Here is a 20,190-nt window from a genome sequence, read left to right as displayed (position 1 = left end):
ACGGCAGGCTTTACGAAACAGGAGTCATCAAAATGCGAATCCTGAAAACAATGGTCGTGGCGTTGCTGCTATCTGCTGGCCTGACGCCTTATATCGGCATCGCCCATGCGGAAGGTGACGTTTCAAAAGACGTCAGGGATGGCATGCGTGACGTGGACAAAGATGTCGATCGCGACGGAAAAGATATCGATAAAGAAGCCAAGGAACTGGATAAGGAACGCCATAAAGAAGACAAGCATCTTGATAAGGAAGAGAAAAAACATCTTTGATGTTTTTAATATCAAGGTGCCTTTTATCTCGCAGAAAACAGCTGTGTTACTTAAATGAAACACATGCAGTTCATCGCCCGGAAGTTACGCTGGATCCAATAAACTTGCGCGCCACTTTTCCTGTTCTACACTCGAAAAGTTGCGCGTAAAAACGACTCAATACCAAATACAACGTGGCGTTTAATATTACGCGGTGACGGTTGATCACCTTCGGCAACGCACAGGCGAACTACGCCCGCTAGTTCCTCGCCAAGCCACCGAAGGTCGCGATCATGCCCAGAGCTTTCAGCGTCCGCCCCTTTGCACTTTGCGCGAGCCTGGCGGCTCTTGCCTTGAGCGGTTGTGCGACACAGCAGTCCGCTGAACCCGCCTCCCAACCTCTGCGCCAGAATCCTGAGTTCACCTACGATGCCAGCGGCGTGACCCACGCCACGCTGACGGCGGCCGAGCAGCAGGTCAACGTCGGGAATGAGCGTTACGTCTCACTGGCGTTCAACGGCGATTACGATTCGCCACTGATTCGAACCCGACCCGGCGGGACCATGGCGATCCGTCTGGACAACCGCATGGACGAGATCACCAACCTGCATTTCCACGGCATGCAGGTGTCGCCCCTGGACGAAGGCGACAATATTTTCCGCGTGACCCAGCCTCACAAGGTGGGCGAATACAACGTCAAACTGCCGCTCGCACACAGCCCCGGTGCCTACTGGTATCACAGCCATTTCCATGGCGGCTCCCAGCGTCAGGTGTCGGCCGGGATTGCCGGGCCGATACTGGTCGATGGCATGCTCGATCCGTTTCCCGAACTCAAGGGCATCAAGGAACAGGTGCTGGTCCTGCGTAACTTCCAGAAAACCCTGACCGGCAAAGTCGCCAGCGAGATCATCACCAGCGCCCCGTCGATTCGCACGATCAATGGCCAGGAAGTGCCGACCATCGACATCAAGCCCGGAGAAACCCAGCTCTGGCATTTCATCAACATTGCCGCCAACCAGTACTTCCGGATTCGTATCAACGGCCAGTCGATGCAGGTGTTGTCGCGTGACGGCAACACGGTTACGCGCAGGGTCGACGCCGATCAGGTACTGATCGGGCCGTCGGCGCGTTTCAGTGTATTGGTGGTCGGGCCTCCGGCGGGTTCCTACGAAGTCGAAACCGGTTCCGGCAACACCGGGCCGGCGGGCGATCAGTACCCGATGGCCAAGTTGGCGATCCTGCGTTCAAGCGGCCAACAGGTGGCGACCAAACAGATCACCAGCGCCTATCCACCGGCCGAGGACTTCAGCAAGATCGCGGTGAACAAAACCCGCCAGTTTGCTTTTCAGGATTCGGACACCGACCCCAATGCGTTCCTGATCAACGGCACACGCTTCGAGCTGGACCGGGTCAACACCACGGTCAAGCTCGGTGATGTCGAAGAATGGCGGCTGTTCAATCCGTCCCAGGAGTTGCACCAGTTCCATATTCACCAAGTGGATTTCCAGGTCACCGAGATCAACGGAAAACCGGTGCAGTTCAGCGGCTATCGGGACAACGTGTTCATTCCTGCGACAGGCTCGATCACCGTGCGAATCCCCTTTCGCGATCCGGTGATCCTCGGCAAGTTCGTCTACCACTGCCACATCCTCGAACACGAGGACGGCGGCATGATGCAGGCAATCCAGGTGGTCAAGCCGGAGGACTACGAGCAGGCGGTCAAGCTCGAACCCCTGGGCGGGCTGTACGGTGAAAACAACCAGTTGTGCTCCTACCTGCGCAACACCGGACAGGACCCGAAAGCGTCCAGCCCGCTGAAACCGCTGATCAACTAAGGGGGGCACGCCATGTACAACTATCGCTTGGCTGTGTTGTTGGCGGCATCGGTGTGCGCCGTTGAGTCGACGCTCGCCGATGACGGGCAATACCCCAATGTCGGCATGGATTACGACGCGACCTTTCAATATGACCACACGCATGGCGATTCGCCCCAGGGCGGCAATCGCAACACCGGGGACGCGTACCCGGACATCAACACCACGTTCTACTTTCGCTTCACCCACGATCAGCAGATTCAACTGGCCACCGAGATCAATCCCGTCGCCGGGCCTGAACCTGGGCAAAAGCGTTTCTTCGAAGACGTGGGGCTGGTGATCAACGACCTCAACTACTACCAGAACAACGCCAACTCGGCCTTTTCGGTCGGCAAATACCATGTGCCGTTCGGTCGCGCGCAGGACCAGGCGCCCGGCCTCTACACCAATGATTACGTCGCCACCTACGACCTCGACGGCATGCTCGGCGGCACAGTGGCGTACCGCTTTTTCGACCAGCAACTGGGGATGATCGAACCCAACCTGAGCGTGTACACCGCGGACAATTCGTTTCTCGGTCGGCCGTACCTGCGCCATGGCGAGAAGTTGCAGCGCAGCGATGGCGGTCCATCGAATACCGGCAAGCTCGATTCCTATGCGGTGACGGTGAACTGGATAGCGATTCCGGCGGTGCCTTATCTGGAAATGCAGGCCGGTTATATGTTCAACAAAAAGGCCGAAGACGAGACGCAGCCCGATCCGCCTGGCGAAGACGATGAAACCATCAAGATCGCCTCGGCCCGCTACATCTGGGCCTATGCGCCGAGCACCGATCTTGAGCCGACGCTGGCGGGGCGTTATTTCGATATCGTGCCCTTCATCGAATTCGCCGATGTCGACAACGAGGACGGCATCAAGGGCAACGACACCCGCTATCTGACCACGTCGCTGACCTTCGATTTCGGCGACTGGGCGCTGGGCGCGACGCGTACCGACAAGCATCGCGAATCGACCGGGGGCGCGGATCACCAGGACTACCTCAATGAGTTGAGCGTAACCTACAACATCACCGGCCAGATCAAACTTGGCTTGTCCGCCGGCACCCAGAAAGAGGACGGCCAGATGTCCGAACTGGTGGGCCTGGCGTTGACCTATTCGGGAGGGTACTGAGCCATGAAGTGGTTAATGGCGTTGCTATTGGCGGTAACGGCAGTGAGTTCGACGGCTGCGACCCGCACCGATATCGGCGGGCCGTTCCAGCTGACCAACCAGAATGGCCAACGCGTCACCGAACGCAGTTTTGGCGAGCCGGCGTTGCTGTATTTCGGCTTCATGACCTGCCCCGCCATTTGCCCGACTGACTTGGCGAAAATGGCTCGCATCAGCCGGCAACTGCAACAGCAGCAAGGCATCAGCGTGCGACCGATTTTCGTGACCATCGACCCGGAACGGGACACGCCGAAAAAACTGAAGGCCTACGTGAATTACTTCGCCAGCGACTTCGTCGGCTTGACCGGCTCGCCGCAGGAGATCACCCGCATCACCGATGCCTATCATGTGTACTACAAGAAAGTGCCGACCGGGGACAAACCCGGGGAGTACATGATGGACCACTCGACCATCCTGTTTTTAATCGACAGCCAGGGCCGTTACCTCAAGCATTTCGGTCGTGGACTGGATGAAAAGGAAATCGAGAAACAGGTGGTCACTGCATTGGCGGATGCAGCGGCTGGACGCTGATGTCTAAGCGGGCAACTCCCGATACCGGCGCCCCTTTGTAGCAGCTGGCGAAGCCTGCGAATGGCGTGCCGCAGGGCGGTTTGCGACGATCCTGCCGTGCGCTCAGTGACACGACGATGACAGGCCGATGAATTTCGCCATCACCTGTTCGTCACCACGCCGTCACACGCCCGGGCCTAGCATGGGCACTTCCAACTTCGTCGGGAGTTCTGACCATGCTGTTGACCAATGACACCCTGATGCAACGCATCCACCGCGAACTGCTCGATCACAGCGACGAAGAACTGGAGCTGGAGTTACTGGAGGACGATCACGACCTCGAAGCACTGTTCGATGATCATCTCGGCGAAAGCCCGGAAAGGCAGGAACGTCGTCGTTACTTCAGCGAGCTGTTCCGCCTGCAAGGTGAGTTGGTGAAATTGCAGAGTTGGGTGGTGAAGACCGGGCACAAGGTGGTGATCCTGTTCGAAGGGCGCGATGCGGCGGGCAAAGGCGGCGTGATCAAGCGCATCACCCAGCGGCTCAATCCTCGGGTCTGCCGGGTCGCGGCCCTGCCCGCCCCCAACGACCGCGAACGCACCCAATGGTACTTCCAGCGCTACGTCTCGCACCTGCCGGCGGCGGGCGAAATCGTGCTGTTCGACCGCAGCTGGTACAACCGCGCGGGCGTCGAGCAAGTCATGGGGTTCTGCAACGAGGACCAATACGAAGAGTTCTTCCGCACCGTGCCGGAATTCGAACGCATGCTCGCCCGCTCGGGCATTCAGTTGATCAAATACTGGTTCTCGATCTCCGACCAGGAACAGCATTTGCGCTTTCTCAGCCGCATCCACGACCCGCTCAAGCAATGGAAACTCAGCCCCATGGACCTCGAATCCCGCCGACGCTGGGAGGCCTACACCAAGGCCAAGGAAATCATGCTCGACCGCACCCACATCGCCGAAGCGCCGTGGTGGGTGGTGCAAGCCGACGACAAGAAAAAGGCCCGGCTCAACTGTATCCATCACCTGCTCGGGCAGATGCCCTATGAAGAAGTCGAATTACCGGTGATCGAACTGCCCGAACGCGTACGCCAGGAAGACTACTCGCGCAGCCCGACACCACCGGAAATCATCGTGCCGCAGGTTTACTGAGGGGGCGTCAACGATAATGGGCGCTGTCTGAATGAACGCGGTGTCTGGACGCTCTTCGCGAGCGAGCTCGCTCCTATAGGGGAATGCGGTCAACTGTGGGAGCGGGCTTGCCCGCGATGGACGTCAACGATAACGCGCCTTTTCTGAATGAACGCGGTGTTCGTCTACTAATAGATCAAGGATCCACCTGCCCCATCAACTGCGCCACCGATTCCTGGCGCTTGGCATAACGCTGCGCCAGCACCGCACAGACCATCAATTGAATCTGATGGAACAGCATCAGCGGCAGGATCAATACGCCGATGGTGCTGCCGGCGAACAACACCTGGGCCATCGGTACGCCGGTGGCCAGGCTTTTCTTCGAGCCGCAGAAGAGGATGGTGATGCGGTCTTCCTGATTGAAGCCGAAGACTTTGCCCAGCACGGTGGACGCGACGAGCACCAGGCCCAGCACTACGCAACAGACCACGACCAGACCCGCCAGATCGCGCAACGGGATCTGGTGCCAGATGCCTTCGTTCACCGCTTCGCTGAACGCGCCGTACACCACCAGCAGAATCGAACCCTGATCCACGAACTTCAGCCAACTCTTGTTGCGCCCGACCCACGCGCCGATCCAGCGCCGTGCGATCTGCCCGGCAATGAACGGCAGCAACAGTTGCACGCTGATCTTGACGATCGCATCGAGGGTCGAGCCGCCGTCGCCGTGTACATCCAGCAGCAGCGTCACCAGCAACGGCGTGAGGAAAATCCCGAACAGACTGGATGCAGCGGCGCTGCAAATCGCTGCCGGCACGTTGCCGCGCGCCAGCGAGGTAAAGGCGATTGCGGACTGCACAGTCGCGGGCAATGCACAGAGGTAGAGCATGCCCATGTACAGGTCGGCGCCGATCATCGGTGACAGCAATGGCTTGAGCGCCAGGCCGATCAGCGGGAACAGCAGGAAGGTCAGGCTGAACACCAGTAAATGCAGGCGCCAGTGGCCGGCACCAGCGATGATCGACTCGCGGGACAGCTTGGCGCCGTGCAGGAAAAACAGCAGTGCGATGGCGCAGTTGGTCAACCAGCCAAAGCCCAACGCCACTTGTCCGCTGGCGGGCAGCAAACTGGCGAGCAGCACCACGCCGATCAGGGTCAGGGTGAAATTGTCGGGTAAGAAGCGAGGGCGTGTCATCGGGGTCATCCGGGTTTGCCAGGAACGTGAGCCCGACTCTAACGCGCCTGCGGATTGCCGACTAACGCTAGTAAGCCAGTAGATAGAGCCTAACGGACAAAGTATCTGCATCCACCCTCTTTGTAGCAGCTGGCGAAGCCTGCGTTCGGCTGCGCAGCAGTCGTGAATTCAGACTCTGCGGTCTATCAGGCGAATCGCGTGCACCGGGTTTACGACTGCTTCGCAGCCGAACGCAGGCTTCGCCAGCTGCTACAGAGGCGCGCGCCGGCTGCGCTTTTCATCGCCTTCCGACCAGAAACCCGAATCAGGCTCTTGCACAACCGGTATTATGGTATACCATCATACGAACAGACACATTCCACCCTGATACGGAGCAGCTCATGAGTTTCGAAATTCGCAAGATCGTCAGCTATGTCGAAGAAACCTTCATCGAAGGCGGCAAGGCCACCGACACGCCCGTGACCATGGTCGGGCTGGCCGTGGTGATGAAAAACCCGTGGCTGGGCAACGGTTTCGTCGAAGACCTGAAACCACAGATCCGCGCCAACTGCTCCGACCTCGGCGCGCTGATGGTTGAGCGTCTGGTGGGCATCATCGGCGGTGCCGAGAAAATCGAAGCCTATGGCAAGGCTGCCGTTGTGGGTGCCGATGGCGAAATCGAACACGCCTCCGCGGTGATCCACACCCTGCGCTTCGGCAATCACTACCGCGAAGCGGTCAAGGCCAAGAGTTACCTGAGCTTCACCAACAAGCGCGGCGGCCCGGGCACGTCGATCCAGATCCCGATGATGCACAAGGACGACGAAGGCCTGCGTTCGCACTACATCACCCTGGAAATGCAGATCGAAGATGCCCCGCGTGCCGACGAAATCGTCGTGGTGCTGGGTTGCGCCGACGGCGGCCGCCTGCACCCACGCATCGGCAACCGCTACATCGACCTGGAAGAACTGGCCGCCGAAAAAGCCCAGTAAGTCGGTCGGTCACTACAACAAGAAGGTATGCAGGAGCGCTCCATGATTCGGCTCACCGCTGAACGCACCCCGGCTGGCACCAGTTACCTGGCGACCGGCCAAGGCCAGCCCGTGGTCTTGATCCACGGCGTGGGCCTGAACAAAGAAATGTGGGGCGGCCAGATCGTTGGCCTGGCCACGAAATACCGCGTCATTGCCTACGACATGCTGGGTCACGGCGCCAGCCCGCGCCCGGAAAGTGGTACGCCGCTGCTCGGCTATGCCGACCAGTTGCTGGAGCTGCTCGATCACCTGCAACTGCCCAAGGCAGCGGTGATCGGTTTTTCCATGGGCGGGTTGGTGGCGCGGGCTTTTGCCCTGCATTACCCGCAACGCCTGCAAAGTCTGGTGGTGCTCAACAGCGTGTTCAATCGCACCGCCGAACAACGTGCCGGTGTCATCGCCCGCACCAGTCAGGCTGCCGAACACGGGCCGGACGCCAATGCCGAAGCGGCGCTGTCACGCTGGTTCAGCCGCGAATATCAAGCGGCCAATCCGGCGCAGATCGCGGCGATTCGCCAGACGCTGGCCGGCAATGACCCGCAGGGTTACCTGACCACCTACGAATTGTTTGCCACTCAGGACATGTACCGCGCCGAGGACCTGGGCAACATCCAGGTGCCGACGCTGATCGCCACCGGCGAGCTGGACCCTGGCTCGACCCCGGACATGGCCGAGCAACTGGCGCAACGGATTCCCGGCGCGACGGTTGCCGTACTCGCCGAACAGCGGCATATGATGCCCGTAGAATCGCCGCGCCTGGTCAACCAGCTGTTGCTGGAGTTTCTCGACACGGCGCACGCCCGACAAAACCATATAAAGGGGATCGTTGCATGACACTCGCACGCTTCCAGATGTGCATCGGCGGTGAATGGGTCGATGCCCTGTCCGGCAGGACTTTCGAAAGCCTCAATCCGGCGCTGGCCGAACCCTGGGCCGAACTGCCCGATGCCGACGAAGCCGATGTCGAGCGCGCCGTACAAGCCGCGCAATCCGCCTTCGACAGCCCGGCCTGGCGCGGCTTGACCGCCACCGCTCGCGGCAAATTGCTGCGGCGCCTGGGCGACCTGATCGCCGAAAACAAGGAACAACTGGCGCAGCTGGAAAGTCGCGACAACGGCAAGCTGATCCGCGAAACCCGTGGTCAGGTCGGCTATTTGCCGGAGTTCTTCCACTACACCGCAGGCCTGGCGGACAAGCTCGAAGGCGGCACCCTGCCGCTGGACAAGCCGGACCTGTTTGCCTACACCGTGCACGAAGCCATGGGCGTGGTCGCCGCGATCATTCCGTGGAACAGCCCCTTGTACCTGACTGCGATCAAATTGGCACCGGCACTCGCCGCCGGCAATACCATCGTGATCAAGCCGTCGGAACACGCCTCAGCGACCATTCTCGAACTGGCCCGATTGGCACTGGAAGCCGGGATTCCGCCGGGCGTGGTCAACGTCGTCACCGGTTACGGCCCGAGCACCGGCGCTGCCCTCACCCGCCATCCGCTAATCCGCAAAATCGCCTTCACCGGCGGCGCGGCCACGGCCCGGCATGTGGTGCGCAGCAGCGCCGAAAACTTCGCAAAATTGTCCCTGGAGCTGGGTGGCAAATCGCCGAACATCATCTTCGCCGACGCCGACCTCGACAGCGCGATCAACGGTGCCATCGCCGGGATCTATGCTGCCTCCGGGCAGAGCTGCGTGTCCGGTTCGCGGCTGTTGGTGCAGGACGAAATCTACGACGAATTCGTCGGTCGCCTGGTGGAACGCGCCAAGCGCATCCGCATCGGCAACCCACAGGAAGACAGCAGCGAAATGGGCCCGATGGCCACCGCGCAGCAACTGGCCGTGGTCGAAGGTCTGGTGGCCGATGCCATCGCTGAAGGCGCAAAACTGCGCTTGGGCGGCAAGCGTCCAACCAACGTCGGTGACGGTTGGTTCTACGAACCGACGCTGTTCGAGTGCGACCACAACTCGATGAAGATCATGCAGGAAGAAGTCTTTGGCCCGGTGGCGTCGGTCATCCGGTTCAAAGACGAAGCCGAAGCGCTGGCGATTGCCAACGACTCACAGTTCGGCCTCGCTGCCGGCATCTGGACCCGCGATCTGGGCCGCGCCCATCGTCTGGCGCGGGACGTGCGTTCGGGGATCATCTGGGTCAACACCTACCGCGCGGTGTCGGCCATGGCGCCGATCGGCGGCTTCAAGAACAGTGGCTATGGACGCGAAAGCGGCATCGATTCGGTGCTGGCCTACACCGAGCTGAAAACGGTGTGGATCAACCTTTCCCAGGCGCCAATGCCTGACCCGTTTGTGATGCGCTAGGAGTCCTGCAAAATGATCGAACCCGGCATTTACAAAGACGTGATGAGCTCGTTCCCGTCCGGCGTCACGGTGGTCACCACCCTGGGCCCGGACGGCGGCATCGTCGGCATTACCGCCAGCGCCTTCAGTGCGCTGTCGATTGACCCGGCACTGGTGCTGTTCTGCCCCAACTACGGCTCCGACACTTACCCGGTGCTGCGCGACAGCAAGCAGTTCGCGATTCACTTGCTGTCCGCCGACCAGACCGCCGAAGCCTACGCCTTCGCCGGTAAAGGCAAGGACAAGGCCAACGGCATCGACTGGCACCTGAGCGAACTGGGCAACCCGATCCTTGCCAAAGCCACGGCAATCATCGAGTGCGAACTGTGGCGCGAATACGACGGCGGCGACCACGCGATCATCGTCGGCGCGGTGAAGAACCTGATCCTGCCCGAGCAACCGGTGACACCGATGATTTATCACAAGGGCAAGTTGGGCCCGCTGCCGACCCTGGCCTGACAGACTCACACAACTCCCTGTAGGAGCTGCCGCAGGCTGCGATCTTTTGATTTTGGCTTTTAAAAGATCGCAGCCTCGTTGCACTCGACAGCTCCTGCAAGGGATTTGTGGTGTGAGGAGAATTTATGAGAAACGAGAAATACGAAAAAGGCCTGAAGATCCGCACCCAGGTATTGGGCGAAGCCTATGTCCAGCGCTCCATCGACAACGCCGACGACTTCACCCGCCCGTTGCAGGAGATGGTCACCGAATACTGCTGGGGCCATGTCTGGGGCCGCGAGGGTTTGTCGCTCAAGGAACGCAGCATGATCAACCTGGCGATGATCTCGGCGCTCAACCGGCCGCATGAACTCAAGCTGCATGTGCGCGGCGCCTTGCGTAACGGCTTGAGTCGTGAGCAAATACGCGAAATTCTGCTTCAGGTCGGTATTTATTGCGGAGTGCCCGCAGCCGTGGACAGTTTCCGGCTCGCCCGTGAAGCCTTCGCCGAAGCCGACGCCGAGGCCTCCAGTTAACCCCTCGGCTGTTTTGATGCCCGTCTGGCATGGACAGCCAACTTAAAGAGCGGACCCCATGAAACGCCTGCCACTCGACGACAGCTTCAAGGTCAATCGCAACCCCGTTACCCTGCGCGAAATCGTGCTGGATAAACTGCGAAGCGCCATCATGAACTTCCAGCTTCTGCCGGGAGACCGTCTGGTCGAACGCGATCTGTGCGATCGCCTGGGCGTGAGCCGCACCTCGGTCCGCGAAGCCTTGCGTCACCTGGAATCCGAAGGGCTGGTCGAGTTCGCCGACGCCAAGGGCCCGCGCGTCGCGATCATCACACTGGCCGATGCGGTCGATATCTACGAACTGCGTTGCGTGCTCGAAGGCCTGATCGTCCAGCTGTTCACCCTGCGCGCCAAGGCCAAGGACATCAAGGCCCTGGAAAAAGCCCTGGAGGTCAACCGTCAGGCGCTCAAGGAAGGTGAACTGCAACAGGTCATCGACTCGGTGCAGGGTTTCTACGACGTATTGCTCGAAGGTTCCGGCAACCACGTCGCGGCCACCCAGTTGCGTCAATTGCAGGCGCGGATCAGCTACTTGCGCGCGACCTCGGTGTCCCAGGAAAACCGTCGTGGTGCCAGCAACCAGGAAATGGAAAAAATGGTCGAGGCGATCAAGAGCGGCGATCCGCTGGCGGCGCATCAGGCGTGCGTCGATCACGTGCGCGCCGCAGCAGCCGTCGCCCTGGATTACCTGAAGCGCAAGCAGGAAGAGACCGGGGCGATCCCCGCGATCACCCAGCCAATCGCGCTGAAAGAACCGCGCATAGGTCGCTGATCATGTTCAGCCCGAGCTTTTGTCCAAAGTGCGGCAGCGCTGACCTCGGTCAGCAAATGCCCCCGGGCGATACGCACGAGCGCCTGATGTGCCGCGGCTGCGGCTACATCCACTACGTCAATCCGAAAATCATCGCCGGCTGCATCATCGAGCAGGACGGCAAATACCTGCTGTGCCAACGCGCGATCCCGCCGCGCCCCGGCACCTGGACGCTACCGGCGGGCTTCATGGAAGCCGGTGAGACCACCGAACAGGCGGCGTTGCGCGAAGTCTGGGAAGAGAGCGGCGTACGCGCGGAAATCCTCTCGCCCTACTCGATCTTCAGCGTGCCGAAGATCAGCGAGGTGTACATCATCTTCCGCGCCATCGCGCTGGAGATCACCGGCCAGTACGGGCCGGAAACCCTCGACTACAAATTCTTCGCGCCCGAGGACATTCCCTGGGACAGCATCTATTACCCGGCGATCCGGCAGATCCTCGAGCGCTACATCGAGGAACGCCAGGCCGGGGTCTATGGCATTTACATCGGCAATGACGATAGCGGAAAGATCCATTTCATCCGCTAACAACGCAATCACCCTGTAGGAGCTGCCGAAGGCTGCGATCTTTTGATCTTTTGCGCATTGAAGGCTGCTGAAGATCAAGATCAAAAGATCGCAGCCTTCGGCAGCTCCTACGGGGTTATGCGGCGATCTTCAGGCCGGTGCCACGCCTTCGACGATGATTATTTCTGCCGAAGCCACACCTTCGCGATGCCCTCTCGCCTCCTGATACAACGCCGAGCGATAGCACGCCACTGCCTGTTCGTAGGAATCAAATTCGATCACCACGCTGCGCTGCGGCGTCGGTCGTCCTTCCATCGCTTCGCTACGCCCTCCCCGCGCCAATATCCGTCCACCGAACTCGGCAAACGCCTTCGGCGCCCGCTGGGTGTATTGGCTGTATTGATCGGGGTCGGTGATGTCCACGTGAGCAATCCAGTATGCCTTCATAAGTGACCTCGCAGTTTGTTTTGTATCATGGTATACCATAATACCGACAAAAACAGACACTGAGATTCGAGCATGGCTTTCAACAGTATTGAAGAAATCATCGAAGATTATCGCCTCGGCAAAATGGTCCTGCTGGTCGACGACGAGGACCGTGAAAACGAAGGCGATCTGCTGCTGGCCGCCGACTGCTGCACCGCCGAAGCCATTAGCTTCATGGCCCGCGAAGCCCGCGGCCTGATCTGCCTGACCTTGACCGACGACCATTGCCAGCGCCTGGGACTTGAGCAGATGGTGCCGAGCAACGGCAGCGTGTTCAGCACCGCGTTCACCGTGTCCATCGAAGCGGCCATCGGCGTCACCACCGGCATTTCCGCCGCCGACCGCGCGCGCACCGTAGCGGCCGCCGTCGCTCACGGGGCCAGTGCCGCGGATATCGTGCAACCCGGCCACATCTTCCCATTGCGCGCCCGCGAAGGCGGCGTGCTGACCCGTGCCGGGCATACCGAGGCCGGTTGCGATTTGGCCCGTCTGGCCGGCTTCACTCCGGCCTCGGTGATCGTCGAAGTCATGAACGATGACGGCACCATGGCCCGACACCCGGACCTGGAAGTGTTCGCGCGCCGGCACGGGATCAAGATCGGCACCATCGCCGACCTGATTCACTATCGCCTGAGCACCGAGCACACGGTCGAGCGCATCGGCGAACGTGAACTGCCCACTGTGCATGGCACCTTTCGTCTGATCACCTTTGAGGATCGCATCGAGGGCGGTGTCCACATGGCGATGGTCATGGGTGATCTGCGCCGCGAGGAGGCGACGCTGGTACGCGTGCATGTGATCGACCCGCTGCGCGATCTGGTGGGCGCCGAATACAGCGGCCCTTCCAACTGGACGTTGTGGGCCGCACTGCAACGCGTGGCAGAAGAAGGTCGCGGCGTGGTGGTGGTGCTGGCCAACCACGAATCGTCGCAGGCGTTGCTGGAGCGCGTGCCGCAACTGACCCAACCACCGCGGCAATTCAGCCGTTCGCAATCGCGGATCTATTCGGAAGTGGGTACCGGTGCGCAGATTCTGCAGAACCTGGGCGTGGGCAAGCTGAGGCATCTTGGCCCGCCGTTGAAGTATGCGGGCTTGACCGGGTATGACCTGGAGGTGGTTGAGAGCATTCCGTTTACCGAGCAATAGGGTGAACGCCATACCTGTAGGAGCAAGGCTTGCCCGCGATGGCGATCTTAAGGGCGCTATCGCGGGCAAGCCTTGCTCCTACGAAAATCGGTTCGCGGAAAGGCGCCCGCTCCCTCAAAAATCTCGATTCGGCTGATAGCCGGTAAGGCAAATCGCTTGCACAAAGTTTGGAATACCATAATATGATATTCCATAGACCGAACAGTCAGAACTGACTCGACGGACCTACAGCTCCCGATAGCCGGGCAGTGAAAAGCCCCGCTCATAAACACAACAATGAGGGCGTGAAGATGGTGTTGAACAAACGTGTTACCGCAGTCTTTTTTGCGGGACTGCTGGGCGTAACCAGCCAAGCGTTGATGGCCGCCGAGAGCGTCAACTTCGTCAGCTGGGGCGGTAGCACCCAGGATGCGCAGAAGCAGGCCTGGGCCGATCCGTTCAGCAAGGCCAGCGGCATCACCGTGGTTCAGGACGGCCCGACCGACTACGGCAAACTCAAAGCCATGGTCGAGAGCGGCAACGTGCAGTGGGACGTGGTCGACGTCGAAGCCGACTTCGCCTTGCGCGCCGCCGCCGAAGGCCTGCTCGAACCCCTCGACTTCAAAGTCATCGAGCGCGACAAGATCGACCCACGGTTTGTCAGCGATCACGGCGTCGGCTCGTTCTTCTTCTCCTTCGTCCTCGGCTACAACGAAAGCAAGCTCGGCGCCAACAAGCCTCAGGACTGGTCCGCGCTGTTCGACACCAAGACCTGGCCCGGCAAACGCGCCCTCTACAAATGGCCGAGCCCCGGCGTGCTGGAACTGGCGTTGCTGGCCGATGGCGTCGCCGCCGACAAGCTCTATCCGCTGGACCTGGATCGCGCCTTCAAGAAACTCGACACCATCAAGAAAGACATCGTCTGGTGGGGCGGCGGCGCGCAGTCGCAACAGCTGTTGGCCTCCGGCGAAGCGAGCATGGGCCAGTTCTGGAACGGCCGGATTCACGCACTGCAAGAAGACGGCGCCCCGGTCGGCGTGAGCTGGAAACAGAACCTGGTGATGGCCGACATCCTGGTCATCCCAAAGGGTTCGAAAAACAAGGACGCGGCGATGAAGTTCCTGGCCAATGCCAGCAGCGCCAAAGGACAGGCCGACTTCTCCAACCTGACCGCCTACGCCCCGGTCAACGTCGACAGCGTGGCGCGCCTAGATTCGGTGCTCGCCCCTAACCTGCCGACGGCCTATGCAAAGGATCAGATCACTCTTGATTTCGCGTACTGGGCCAAGAACGGTCCAGCCATCGCGACACGGTGGAACGAATGGCTGGTCAAATGAAAATGACGGCAACCGCATCCCCTCAACCTGCGCCAGTCGGGAGCGCCATTGGCGCTGCCGGCAAGGCCCCGACGCAATCCCCGACCCTGGCACAGCGATGGCGTGGTTCGAGCAACCTGATCCCGGCCCTGCTGTTCCTCGGCCTGTTCTTCCTCGCGCCATTGATCGGCCTGCTGCTGCGCGGCGTGCTGGAACCGGTGCCTGGCCTGGGCAACTACGAGCAACTGTTCGCCAACTCGGCGTATGCGCGGGTCTTGCTCAACACCTTTTCGGTGGCAGGACTGGTGACATTGTTCAGCCTGTTGCTGGGCTTCCCGCTGGCCTGGGCGATCACCCTGGTGCCGCGTGGCTGGGGCCGCTGGATCCTGAGCATCGTGCTGTTGTCGATGTGGACCAGCCTCCTCGCCCGCACTTACTCCTGGCTGGTATTGCTGCAAGCCTCCGGGGTGATCAACAAGGCGCTGATGGCGATGGGCATCATCGATCAACCGCTGGAGATGGTGCACAACCTCACCGGCGTGGTGATCGGCATGAGCTACATCATGATCCCGTTCATTGTGCTGCCGTTGCAGGCGACCATGCAGGCCATCGACCCGATGATCCTGCAGGCCGGTTCGATCTGCGGCGCCAGTCCATGGACCAACTTCTTCCGGGTGTTCCTGCCGCTGTGCCGGCCGGGGCTATTCTCCGGTGGCTTGATGGTGTTCGTGATGTCCCTCGGTTACTACGTCACCCCGGCGCTGCTCGGTGGTGCGCAGAACATGATGCTGCCCGAGTTCATCATTCAGCAGGTGCAGTCGTTCCTCAACTGGGGTCTGGCCAGTGCCGGTGCCGCGCTGCTGATCGTGATCACGCTGGTGTTGTTCTACTTCTACCTGAAGCTTCAGCCGGAATCCCCGGTTGGCGCCAGCAACGCGAGGTAAGCCGTCATGCTCCTGACCCCCAATGCCATGAGCCGGCGCATGCGCTTCGGCCTGTATTTCACCACCGGGTTGATCGGTCTGTTCCTGCTGCTGCCGATCGTGTTCATCGTGCTGCTGTCGTTCGGCTCGTCGCAATGGCTGGTGTTCCCGCCACCGGGCTGGACGCTGAAATGGTACGGCCAATTCTTCTCCAACGCCGACTGGATGAACGCGGCGATGGCCAGCCTGAAAGTCGCGGTGCTGACCACATTCTTCGCCGTCGCGTTGGGCCTGCCGACCGCGTTCGCCCTGGTGCGTGGCCGCTTCCCCGGCCGGGAAATACTCTACGGCCTGTTCACCCTGCCGATGATCGTGCCGCTGGTGATCATCGCCGTGGCGGTGTATGCGCTGTTCCTGAAACTCGGCTACACCGGGACCATGTTCGCCTTCGTCGTCAGCCATGTGATCGTCGCGTTGCCGTTCACCATCATCTCGATCATCAACTCGCTGAAGCTGTTTGATCAGTCGATCGAGGATGCCGCGGTGATCTGCGGCGCCTCGCGCCTGCAAGCGGTGTTCAAGGTGACCTTCCCGGCGATTCGTCCGGGCATGGTGGCCGGCGCCCTCTTCGCCTTCCTCGTCTCGTGGGACGAAGTGGTGCTGAGCGTGATGATGGCCAGCCCGACCCTGCAAACCCTTCCCGTGAAAATGTGGACCACTTTGCGCCAGGACCTGACGCCCGTGATCGCCGTCGCTTCGACGCTGCTGATCGGCCTCTCGGTGTTGGTCATGGTCATCGCCGCTGCCCTGCGTCGGCGCAACGAAATCAGCGCTTGAGCGCCCAGGAGTACGACATGAGTGCAGTGATCAAAGATGCCGCGCAGCAAGATGACAAACCCCTGGTCAGCCTGCGTAACCTGAACAAGCACTACGGCGACTTTGCCGCCGTGGACAACATCTCGCTGGACATCAAGGACGGCGAATTTCTGACCTTCCTCGGCTCCAGCGGCTCCGGCAAAAGCACCACGCTGTCGATGCTCGCCGGTTTCGAAACCCCGAGCAGCGGCGAGATCCTGGTCAACGGCCAGTCACTGGTCAACGTGCCGCCGCACAAGCGCGACATCGGCATGGTATTCCAGCGCTACTCGCTGTTTCCGCACCTGTCGGTGCGCGACAACATCGCGTTCCCGCTGGCCATCCGCAAACTCGCCGCCGCCGAACGCGAGCGCCGGGTCGATGCCATGCTCAAACTGGTGCAACTGGAGCAGTTCGCCCATCGTCGCCCATCGCAACTCTCCGGCGGCCAACAGCAACGGGTCGCCATTGCGCGGGCGCTGGTCTACGAGCCACGCATCCTGCTGATGGACGAACCCCTCGGCGCACTGGACAAGAAACTGCGGGAAGACTTGCAGGATGAATTGCGCCAATTGCACCGACGCCTGGGCATCACCATCGTCTACGTGACCCACGATCAGGAAGAAGCCATGCGCCTGTCCCAGCGCATCGCGATTTTCAGCCACGGCAAGATTGTCGGTTTGGGCAGCGGCTACGACTTGTACCAGAACCCGCCGAATGCCTTCGTCGCCTCGTTCCTCGGCAACTCGAACTTCCTCAAGCTCAAGGCCCAAGGCAACGCCGTGGCGACTTTTGAAGGCCAGGCGTTGTCGATTCGCCTGAGCGCCGGGTTGAAAACCGACCAGGATGTATTGCTGATGGTACGCCCGGAAAAAGCCGTCGCCCTGAGTGTGCAGCAAGCGACCCAGCAACCGCTGGCCGCCGGCTGGAACGAAGTCTCGGCCAAGGTCGTGGAAGTGTTATTCCTCGGCGAAAGCCAGACCTGCAGCGTGGTGACTTCTGGCGGTACATCGATGACCGTCAAGGCGCTCTCGGCGGCCGGCATGCCGCTCAAAACGGGTGATCCGGTGCAGGTGCGCTGGGCTACGGCGGACGCGTGTGTGTACACCGAATGGGCGGAAAGCGATTTGAACAAGGCCGCTGGCGCACATTGATTCAGGAGTCACCCTCGGGTCGCCGCAACGTCGGGTTGCGGCGGCCTTTTTTCGCTTGATGTATACGCAAAAAAAATCCCGCCCGGAAACTCCGGGCGGGATTCGTTTAATCAACCCGCATCAAGCAATCGGAATCAACGGATCCGCCGCCGCCCAAGCCGATGCACGATCTGCCGGCGGATAGATCCACACGGTGTTGATCTGCGTCTTCAGCTCCTTGCCTTCCTGCCCGGTCAGTTTCACCTGGCGATCCCAACCTTCGGTGTACACCGCACCCCACGCGCCCAGATCCAGGCAGGTGACGTATTTGGGCTGGCGATAGGGCGTCGGGTCCACGCCGAGGATATGCGCAGCCACGTTGTTGCCGGCATGCCGGCCCAACACGATGGCGTGCTGGCAGGTCATCAGCGCGTAGTTGCCGATGTCATCGCTGGCGGCGTAAGCGACGTCGCCGGTCGCGTAGATATCGTCCTGGCCGATAACCTTGAGGTGTGCATCAACGTGCAGACGGCCAAGGTGATCGCGTTCGGCCGGGATCTGCTCGGTCAGCGAACTGGCGCGCACACCGGTGGTCCAGACCACGGTCCTGGCGTCGATGCGCTGGCCATCGGACAAGTTCACACCGTTTTCGTCGACGGAGACGACCGAGGCTTTGAGGTGCCACTTCACGCCGGTTTCAACACTGGCTTCAGCGATTTTCTCGGCGATTTGCGGGCCCATGGAGCCGCCAACCTTGTCGCCGCGATCAACGATGATCACGTTGATATCTGCCCGATCACCCAGGATGGCGCGCAGACGAGTGGGCATTTCAGTCGCCGTTTCGATCCCGGTAAAGCCTCCGCCGGCCACCACGACGGTGTTGCGTGCCTGGGTTTCTGGCTGGTTGACCAGGGCTTTGAGGTGGTTTTCCAGACGTATGGCTTGTTCGATCTGGTCGACGTCGAACGCATGTTCAGACACGCCGGGAGTGTTCGGCAGTGCGAGGCGGCTACCGGTGGCCAGAACGAGTTTGTCGTAGATGCAGACTTGTTTATTGCCCGAGGCATCGATGTAGCCAACGCTTTTTTGCGCAACGTCGATGGTCTCGGCAGCGCCTTTGATGAACTTCACGCCGACGTCATCGAACAGCTTGCCGATTGGAGCGGCCAGTTGGTGGGCATTCGGCTCGTAGAAACGTGGACGAACGCGCAATTCGGCCTGAGGCGCCAGCACCGTCACGTCGTAGTCGCTGTGGCCGTGTATGTCGAACAGACGCGTGGCGCTCAAAGCGGTCCACATGCCACCGAAACCTGCGCCGATTACCAAAATGTGCTGTTTCATTTGTCACTCCAGGGGCATTGAATTTTGTTGAAGGATCAGTGCGTCGTTGCGCGCTTTTTTGTTGAAAGACGCTTTCCGCTCCAGACCTGACAACGGCGACTCTATTGATCCTAGTTAAAAGCCGCAACAGATTTTTTTCAATGGTTCGCATCGATCAAATCGATACTCATCAAGAACCCCTGTAAACCGGCGCTTCTAAAGGCCTCAGCACGAAAACGAAAAATCGGCACATTGATTGTCCAGCTAACGATCAGCTGGTAATATTTGCGACAACATTAGTCGGAGATCGATATGTCTCTTTACAGCGCAGGTGTCGAGTACGGCATCCACTGCCTGATTTTCCTGGTGGGCAATGGCGGCGACTCCCGCGAAGCCAGCGTGCGCGACCTGGCAGAGTTGCAAGGCGTGCCTCTGGACTATCTGGCGAAAATCTTCACCAAACTGGCCAAGGCAAAACTGGTGGTCGCCACCGAAGGTGTGCGCGGCGGTTTCAAGCTGGCCCGCCCTGCTGACGAAATCACCCTGCTGGATATCGTCAACGCCATCGACGGGCGCAAGGCTATTTTCGAATGCCGGGAGATTCGCGGCAGATGTGCGCTGTTCGAGGGCGAAGCCCCCGCCTGGGCGCTGGACGGCCACTGCTCGGTGCATGGCGCGATGCTGACGGCGCAGAAGCGCATGGAAGAGGCGCTGGATCAGCAAACCATTCTGGACATTGCCCGCAAGGTCGGACGCAAAGCCCCGGCGGAGTTCAGCGCAAAGGTCGACAACTGGATGAATGATCGCCGGGAAAAGAAAGGCACCGGCAGCGCCCAGACAAGCGACGATCAGCTTATCCAGGTCACCGAAATCTCCGACTGAAACCTACAGGCAGTCACGCACTGCCTGGCGCATCGCGCCCGACTTCGCCCAGGGCGGCCCCTGATAAAGCGAAACCCGGCTGCCGTCCTTGTATTTCACGATATCCAGCACTTCATCGGCCGTGATGATGCTCGGCGCGGTGATCCGGTAGCCGTTGGAAATCGATGTCTGCGTCGTCTTCGAAATCTCCTTTTGCCATGCCGGCAACACACACGCCGCTACATCCTTGGGTATCTTGTCACTCTGCTTGTTGTAATTCGGCTCGCCTGGCACCAGGGACGCTGGCAACGAGCAACCCGCCAGCAACGCCAAAACGGCTCCCCCCATCAACATCCGACTCTGCATGA

The 20,190-nt window shown here is 60.4% G+C and carries 22 protein-coding genes; 18 read left to right on the top strand and 4 right to left on the bottom strand.

Going from position 1 to position 20,190, the window contains the following annotated elements:
* The first annotated feature begins 32 nt into the window (after positions 1 to 32).
* The 5 genes from ACM110_RS23465 (at position 33) to ppk2 (ending at position 4,935) form a co-directional block, all read left to right on the top strand.
* Positions 33 to 269, top strand: a complete 237-nt coding sequence (locus ACM110_RS23465; protein ID WP_416129641.1) for a hypothetical protein — start codon at positions 33 to 35, stop codon at positions 267 to 269.
* A gap of 272 nt (positions 270 to 541) precedes the next feature.
* Positions 542 to 2,083 (top strand): multicopper oxidase family protein, encoded by a 1,542-nt coding sequence (locus ACM110_RS23460; protein WP_416129640.1) that lies wholly within the window; start codon positions 542 to 544, stop codon positions 2,081 to 2,083.
* Positions 2,084 to 2,095: 12 nt separating this feature from the next.
* Positions 2,096 to 3,232, top strand: coding sequence for a hypothetical protein (locus ACM110_RS23455; RefSeq protein WP_416129639.1), 1,137 nt, complete (start codon positions 2,096 to 2,098; stop codon positions 3,230 to 3,232).
* Between the two features lie 3 nt (positions 3,233 to 3,235).
* A complete protein-coding gene (locus tag ACM110_RS23450) occupies positions 3,236 to 3,802 on the top strand; it encodes an SCO family protein (RefSeq protein ID WP_416129638.1) in 567 nt (188 codons plus the stop codon).
* 215 nt (positions 3,803 to 4,017) lie between these two features.
* A complete protein-coding gene (gene ppk2, locus ACM110_RS23445; RefSeq protein ID WP_416129637.1) occupies positions 4,018 to 4,935 on the top strand; it encodes a polyphosphate kinase 2 in 918 nt (305 codons plus the stop codon).
* Positions 4,936 to 5,110: 175 nt separating this feature from the next.
* On the opposite strand, the gene ACM110_RS23440 is transcribed toward ppk2, so the two are convergent.
* A complete protein-coding gene (locus ACM110_RS23440; RefSeq protein ID WP_416129636.1) occupies positions 5,111 to 6,109 on the bottom strand; it encodes a bile acid:sodium symporter family protein in 999 nt (332 codons plus the stop codon).
* Positions 6,110 to 6,489: 380 nt separating this feature from the next.
* Between ACM110_RS23440 and ACM110_RS23435 the strand changes: the two genes are divergently transcribed.
* The 7 genes from ACM110_RS23435 to ACM110_RS23405 all read left to right on the top strand — a co-directional run bounded on the left by ACM110_RS23435 (position 6,490) and on the right by ACM110_RS23405 (position 11,824).
* Positions 6,490 to 7,080: an amino acid synthesis family protein gene (locus ACM110_RS23435; RefSeq protein ID WP_218436761.1), complete on the top strand. Its 591-nt coding sequence runs from the start codon at positions 6,490 to 6,492 to the stop codon at positions 7,078 to 7,080.
* A gap of 42 nt (positions 7,081 to 7,122) precedes the next feature.
* Positions 7,123 to 7,956 (top strand): alpha/beta fold hydrolase, encoded by an 834-nt coding sequence (locus ACM110_RS23430; protein WP_416129635.1) that lies wholly within the window; start codon positions 7,123 to 7,125, stop codon positions 7,954 to 7,956.
* Positions 7,953 to 9,434, top strand: a complete 1,482-nt coding sequence (locus ACM110_RS23425) for an aldehyde dehydrogenase (protein ID WP_416129634.1) — start codon at positions 7,953 to 7,955, stop codon at positions 9,432 to 9,434. Before ACM110_RS23430 ends, ACM110_RS23425 begins: the two co-directional genes overlap by 4 nt.
* A 12-nt stretch (positions 9,435 to 9,446) precedes the next feature.
* Positions 9,447 to 9,932, top strand: a complete 486-nt coding sequence (locus ACM110_RS23420; protein ID WP_416129633.1) for a flavin reductase family protein — start codon at positions 9,447 to 9,449, stop codon at positions 9,930 to 9,932.
* Between the two features lie 125 nt (positions 9,933 to 10,057).
* Complete coding sequence (locus tag ACM110_RS23415; RefSeq protein ID WP_416129632.1) at positions 10,058 to 10,447, top strand: carboxymuconolactone decarboxylase family protein; 390 nt, start codon at positions 10,058 to 10,060, stop codon at positions 10,445 to 10,447.
* A gap of 58 nt (positions 10,448 to 10,505) precedes the next feature.
* Positions 10,506 to 11,258 (top strand): GntR family transcriptional regulator, encoded by a 753-nt coding sequence (locus tag ACM110_RS23410; RefSeq protein WP_338586061.1) that lies wholly within the window; start codon positions 10,506 to 10,508, stop codon positions 11,256 to 11,258.
* Positions 11,259 to 11,260: 2 nt separating this feature from the next.
* Complete coding sequence (locus tag ACM110_RS23405; RefSeq protein ID WP_416129631.1) at positions 11,261 to 11,824, top strand: NUDIX hydrolase; 564 nt, start codon at positions 11,261 to 11,263, stop codon at positions 11,822 to 11,824.
* Between the two features lie 129 nt (positions 11,825 to 11,953).
* Here ACM110_RS23405 and ACM110_RS23400 read toward each other — a convergent pair whose 3' ends face one another.
* The gene (locus ACM110_RS23400) at positions 11,954 to 12,250 is read right to left on the bottom strand and encodes a DUF1330 domain-containing protein (protein WP_416129630.1); all 297 of its coding nucleotides are present in this window, start codon (positions 12,248 to 12,250) and stop codon (positions 11,954 to 11,956) included.
* A 72-nt stretch (positions 12,251 to 12,322) separates the two neighbouring features.
* On the opposite strand from ACM110_RS23400, the gene ribBA reads away from it, so the two are divergent.
* The 5 genes from ribBA to ACM110_RS23375 all read left to right on the top strand — a co-directional run bounded on the left by ribBA (position 12,323) and on the right by ACM110_RS23375 (position 17,662).
* The gene (gene ribBA, locus ACM110_RS23395) at positions 12,323 to 13,435 is read left to right on the top strand and encodes a bifunctional 3,4-dihydroxy-2-butanone-4-phosphate synthase/GTP cyclohydrolase II (protein ID WP_416129629.1); all 1,113 of its coding nucleotides are present in this window, start codon (positions 12,323 to 12,325) and stop codon (positions 13,433 to 13,435) included.
* Positions 13,436 to 13,725: 290 nt separating this feature from the next.
* The gene (locus ACM110_RS23390; RefSeq protein WP_416129628.1) at positions 13,726 to 14,751 is read left to right on the top strand and encodes an ABC transporter substrate-binding protein; all 1,026 of its coding nucleotides are present in this window, start codon (positions 13,726 to 13,728) and stop codon (positions 14,749 to 14,751) included.
* A complete protein-coding gene (locus ACM110_RS23385) occupies positions 14,748 to 15,674 on the top strand; it encodes an ABC transporter permease (RefSeq protein ID WP_416129627.1) in 927 nt (308 codons plus the stop codon). The genes ACM110_RS23390 and ACM110_RS23385 overlap by 4 nt, the downstream gene beginning before the upstream one ends.
* A gap of 6 nt (positions 15,675 to 15,680) precedes the next feature.
* Positions 15,681 to 16,490: an ABC transporter permease gene (locus tag ACM110_RS23380; RefSeq protein WP_416129626.1), complete on the top strand. Its 810-nt coding sequence runs from the start codon at positions 15,681 to 15,683 to the stop codon at positions 16,488 to 16,490.
* A 17-nt stretch (positions 16,491 to 16,507) separates the two neighbouring features.
* Positions 16,508 to 17,662, top strand: a complete 1,155-nt coding sequence (locus ACM110_RS23375; protein WP_416129625.1) for an ABC transporter ATP-binding protein — start codon at positions 16,508 to 16,510, stop codon at positions 17,660 to 17,662.
* A gap of 120 nt (positions 17,663 to 17,782) precedes the next feature.
* Here ACM110_RS23375 and ACM110_RS23370 read toward each other — a convergent pair whose 3' ends face one another.
* Entirely contained in the window at positions 17,783 to 18,982 is a 1,200-nt protein-coding gene (locus ACM110_RS23370) for an NAD(P)/FAD-dependent oxidoreductase (RefSeq protein ID WP_416129624.1), read from the bottom strand.
* A 291-nt stretch (positions 18,983 to 19,273) separates the two neighbouring features.
* On the opposite strand from ACM110_RS23370, the gene ACM110_RS23365 reads away from it, so the two are divergent.
* Entirely contained in the window at positions 19,274 to 19,843 is a 570-nt protein-coding gene (locus tag ACM110_RS23365; protein ID WP_416129623.1) for an RrF2 family transcriptional regulator, read from the top strand.
* A 3-nt stretch (positions 19,844 to 19,846) separates the two neighbouring features.
* On the opposite strand, the gene ACM110_RS23360 is transcribed toward ACM110_RS23365, so the two are convergent.
* Positions 19,847 to 20,188: a hypothetical protein gene (locus tag ACM110_RS23360; RefSeq protein WP_338586051.1), complete on the bottom strand. Its 342-nt coding sequence runs from the start codon at positions 20,186 to 20,188 to the stop codon at positions 19,847 to 19,849.
* Positions 20,189 to 20,190 lie beyond the last annotated feature (2 nt).

This window comes from Pseudomonas sp. NFX98 (assembly GCF_047784845.1).
In the GTDB taxonomy this organism is placed as follows: domain Bacteria; phylum Pseudomonadota; class Gammaproteobacteria; order Pseudomonadales; family Pseudomonadaceae; genus Aquipseudomonas.
This window is presented reverse-complemented; position numbering and strand designations above follow the sequence as displayed.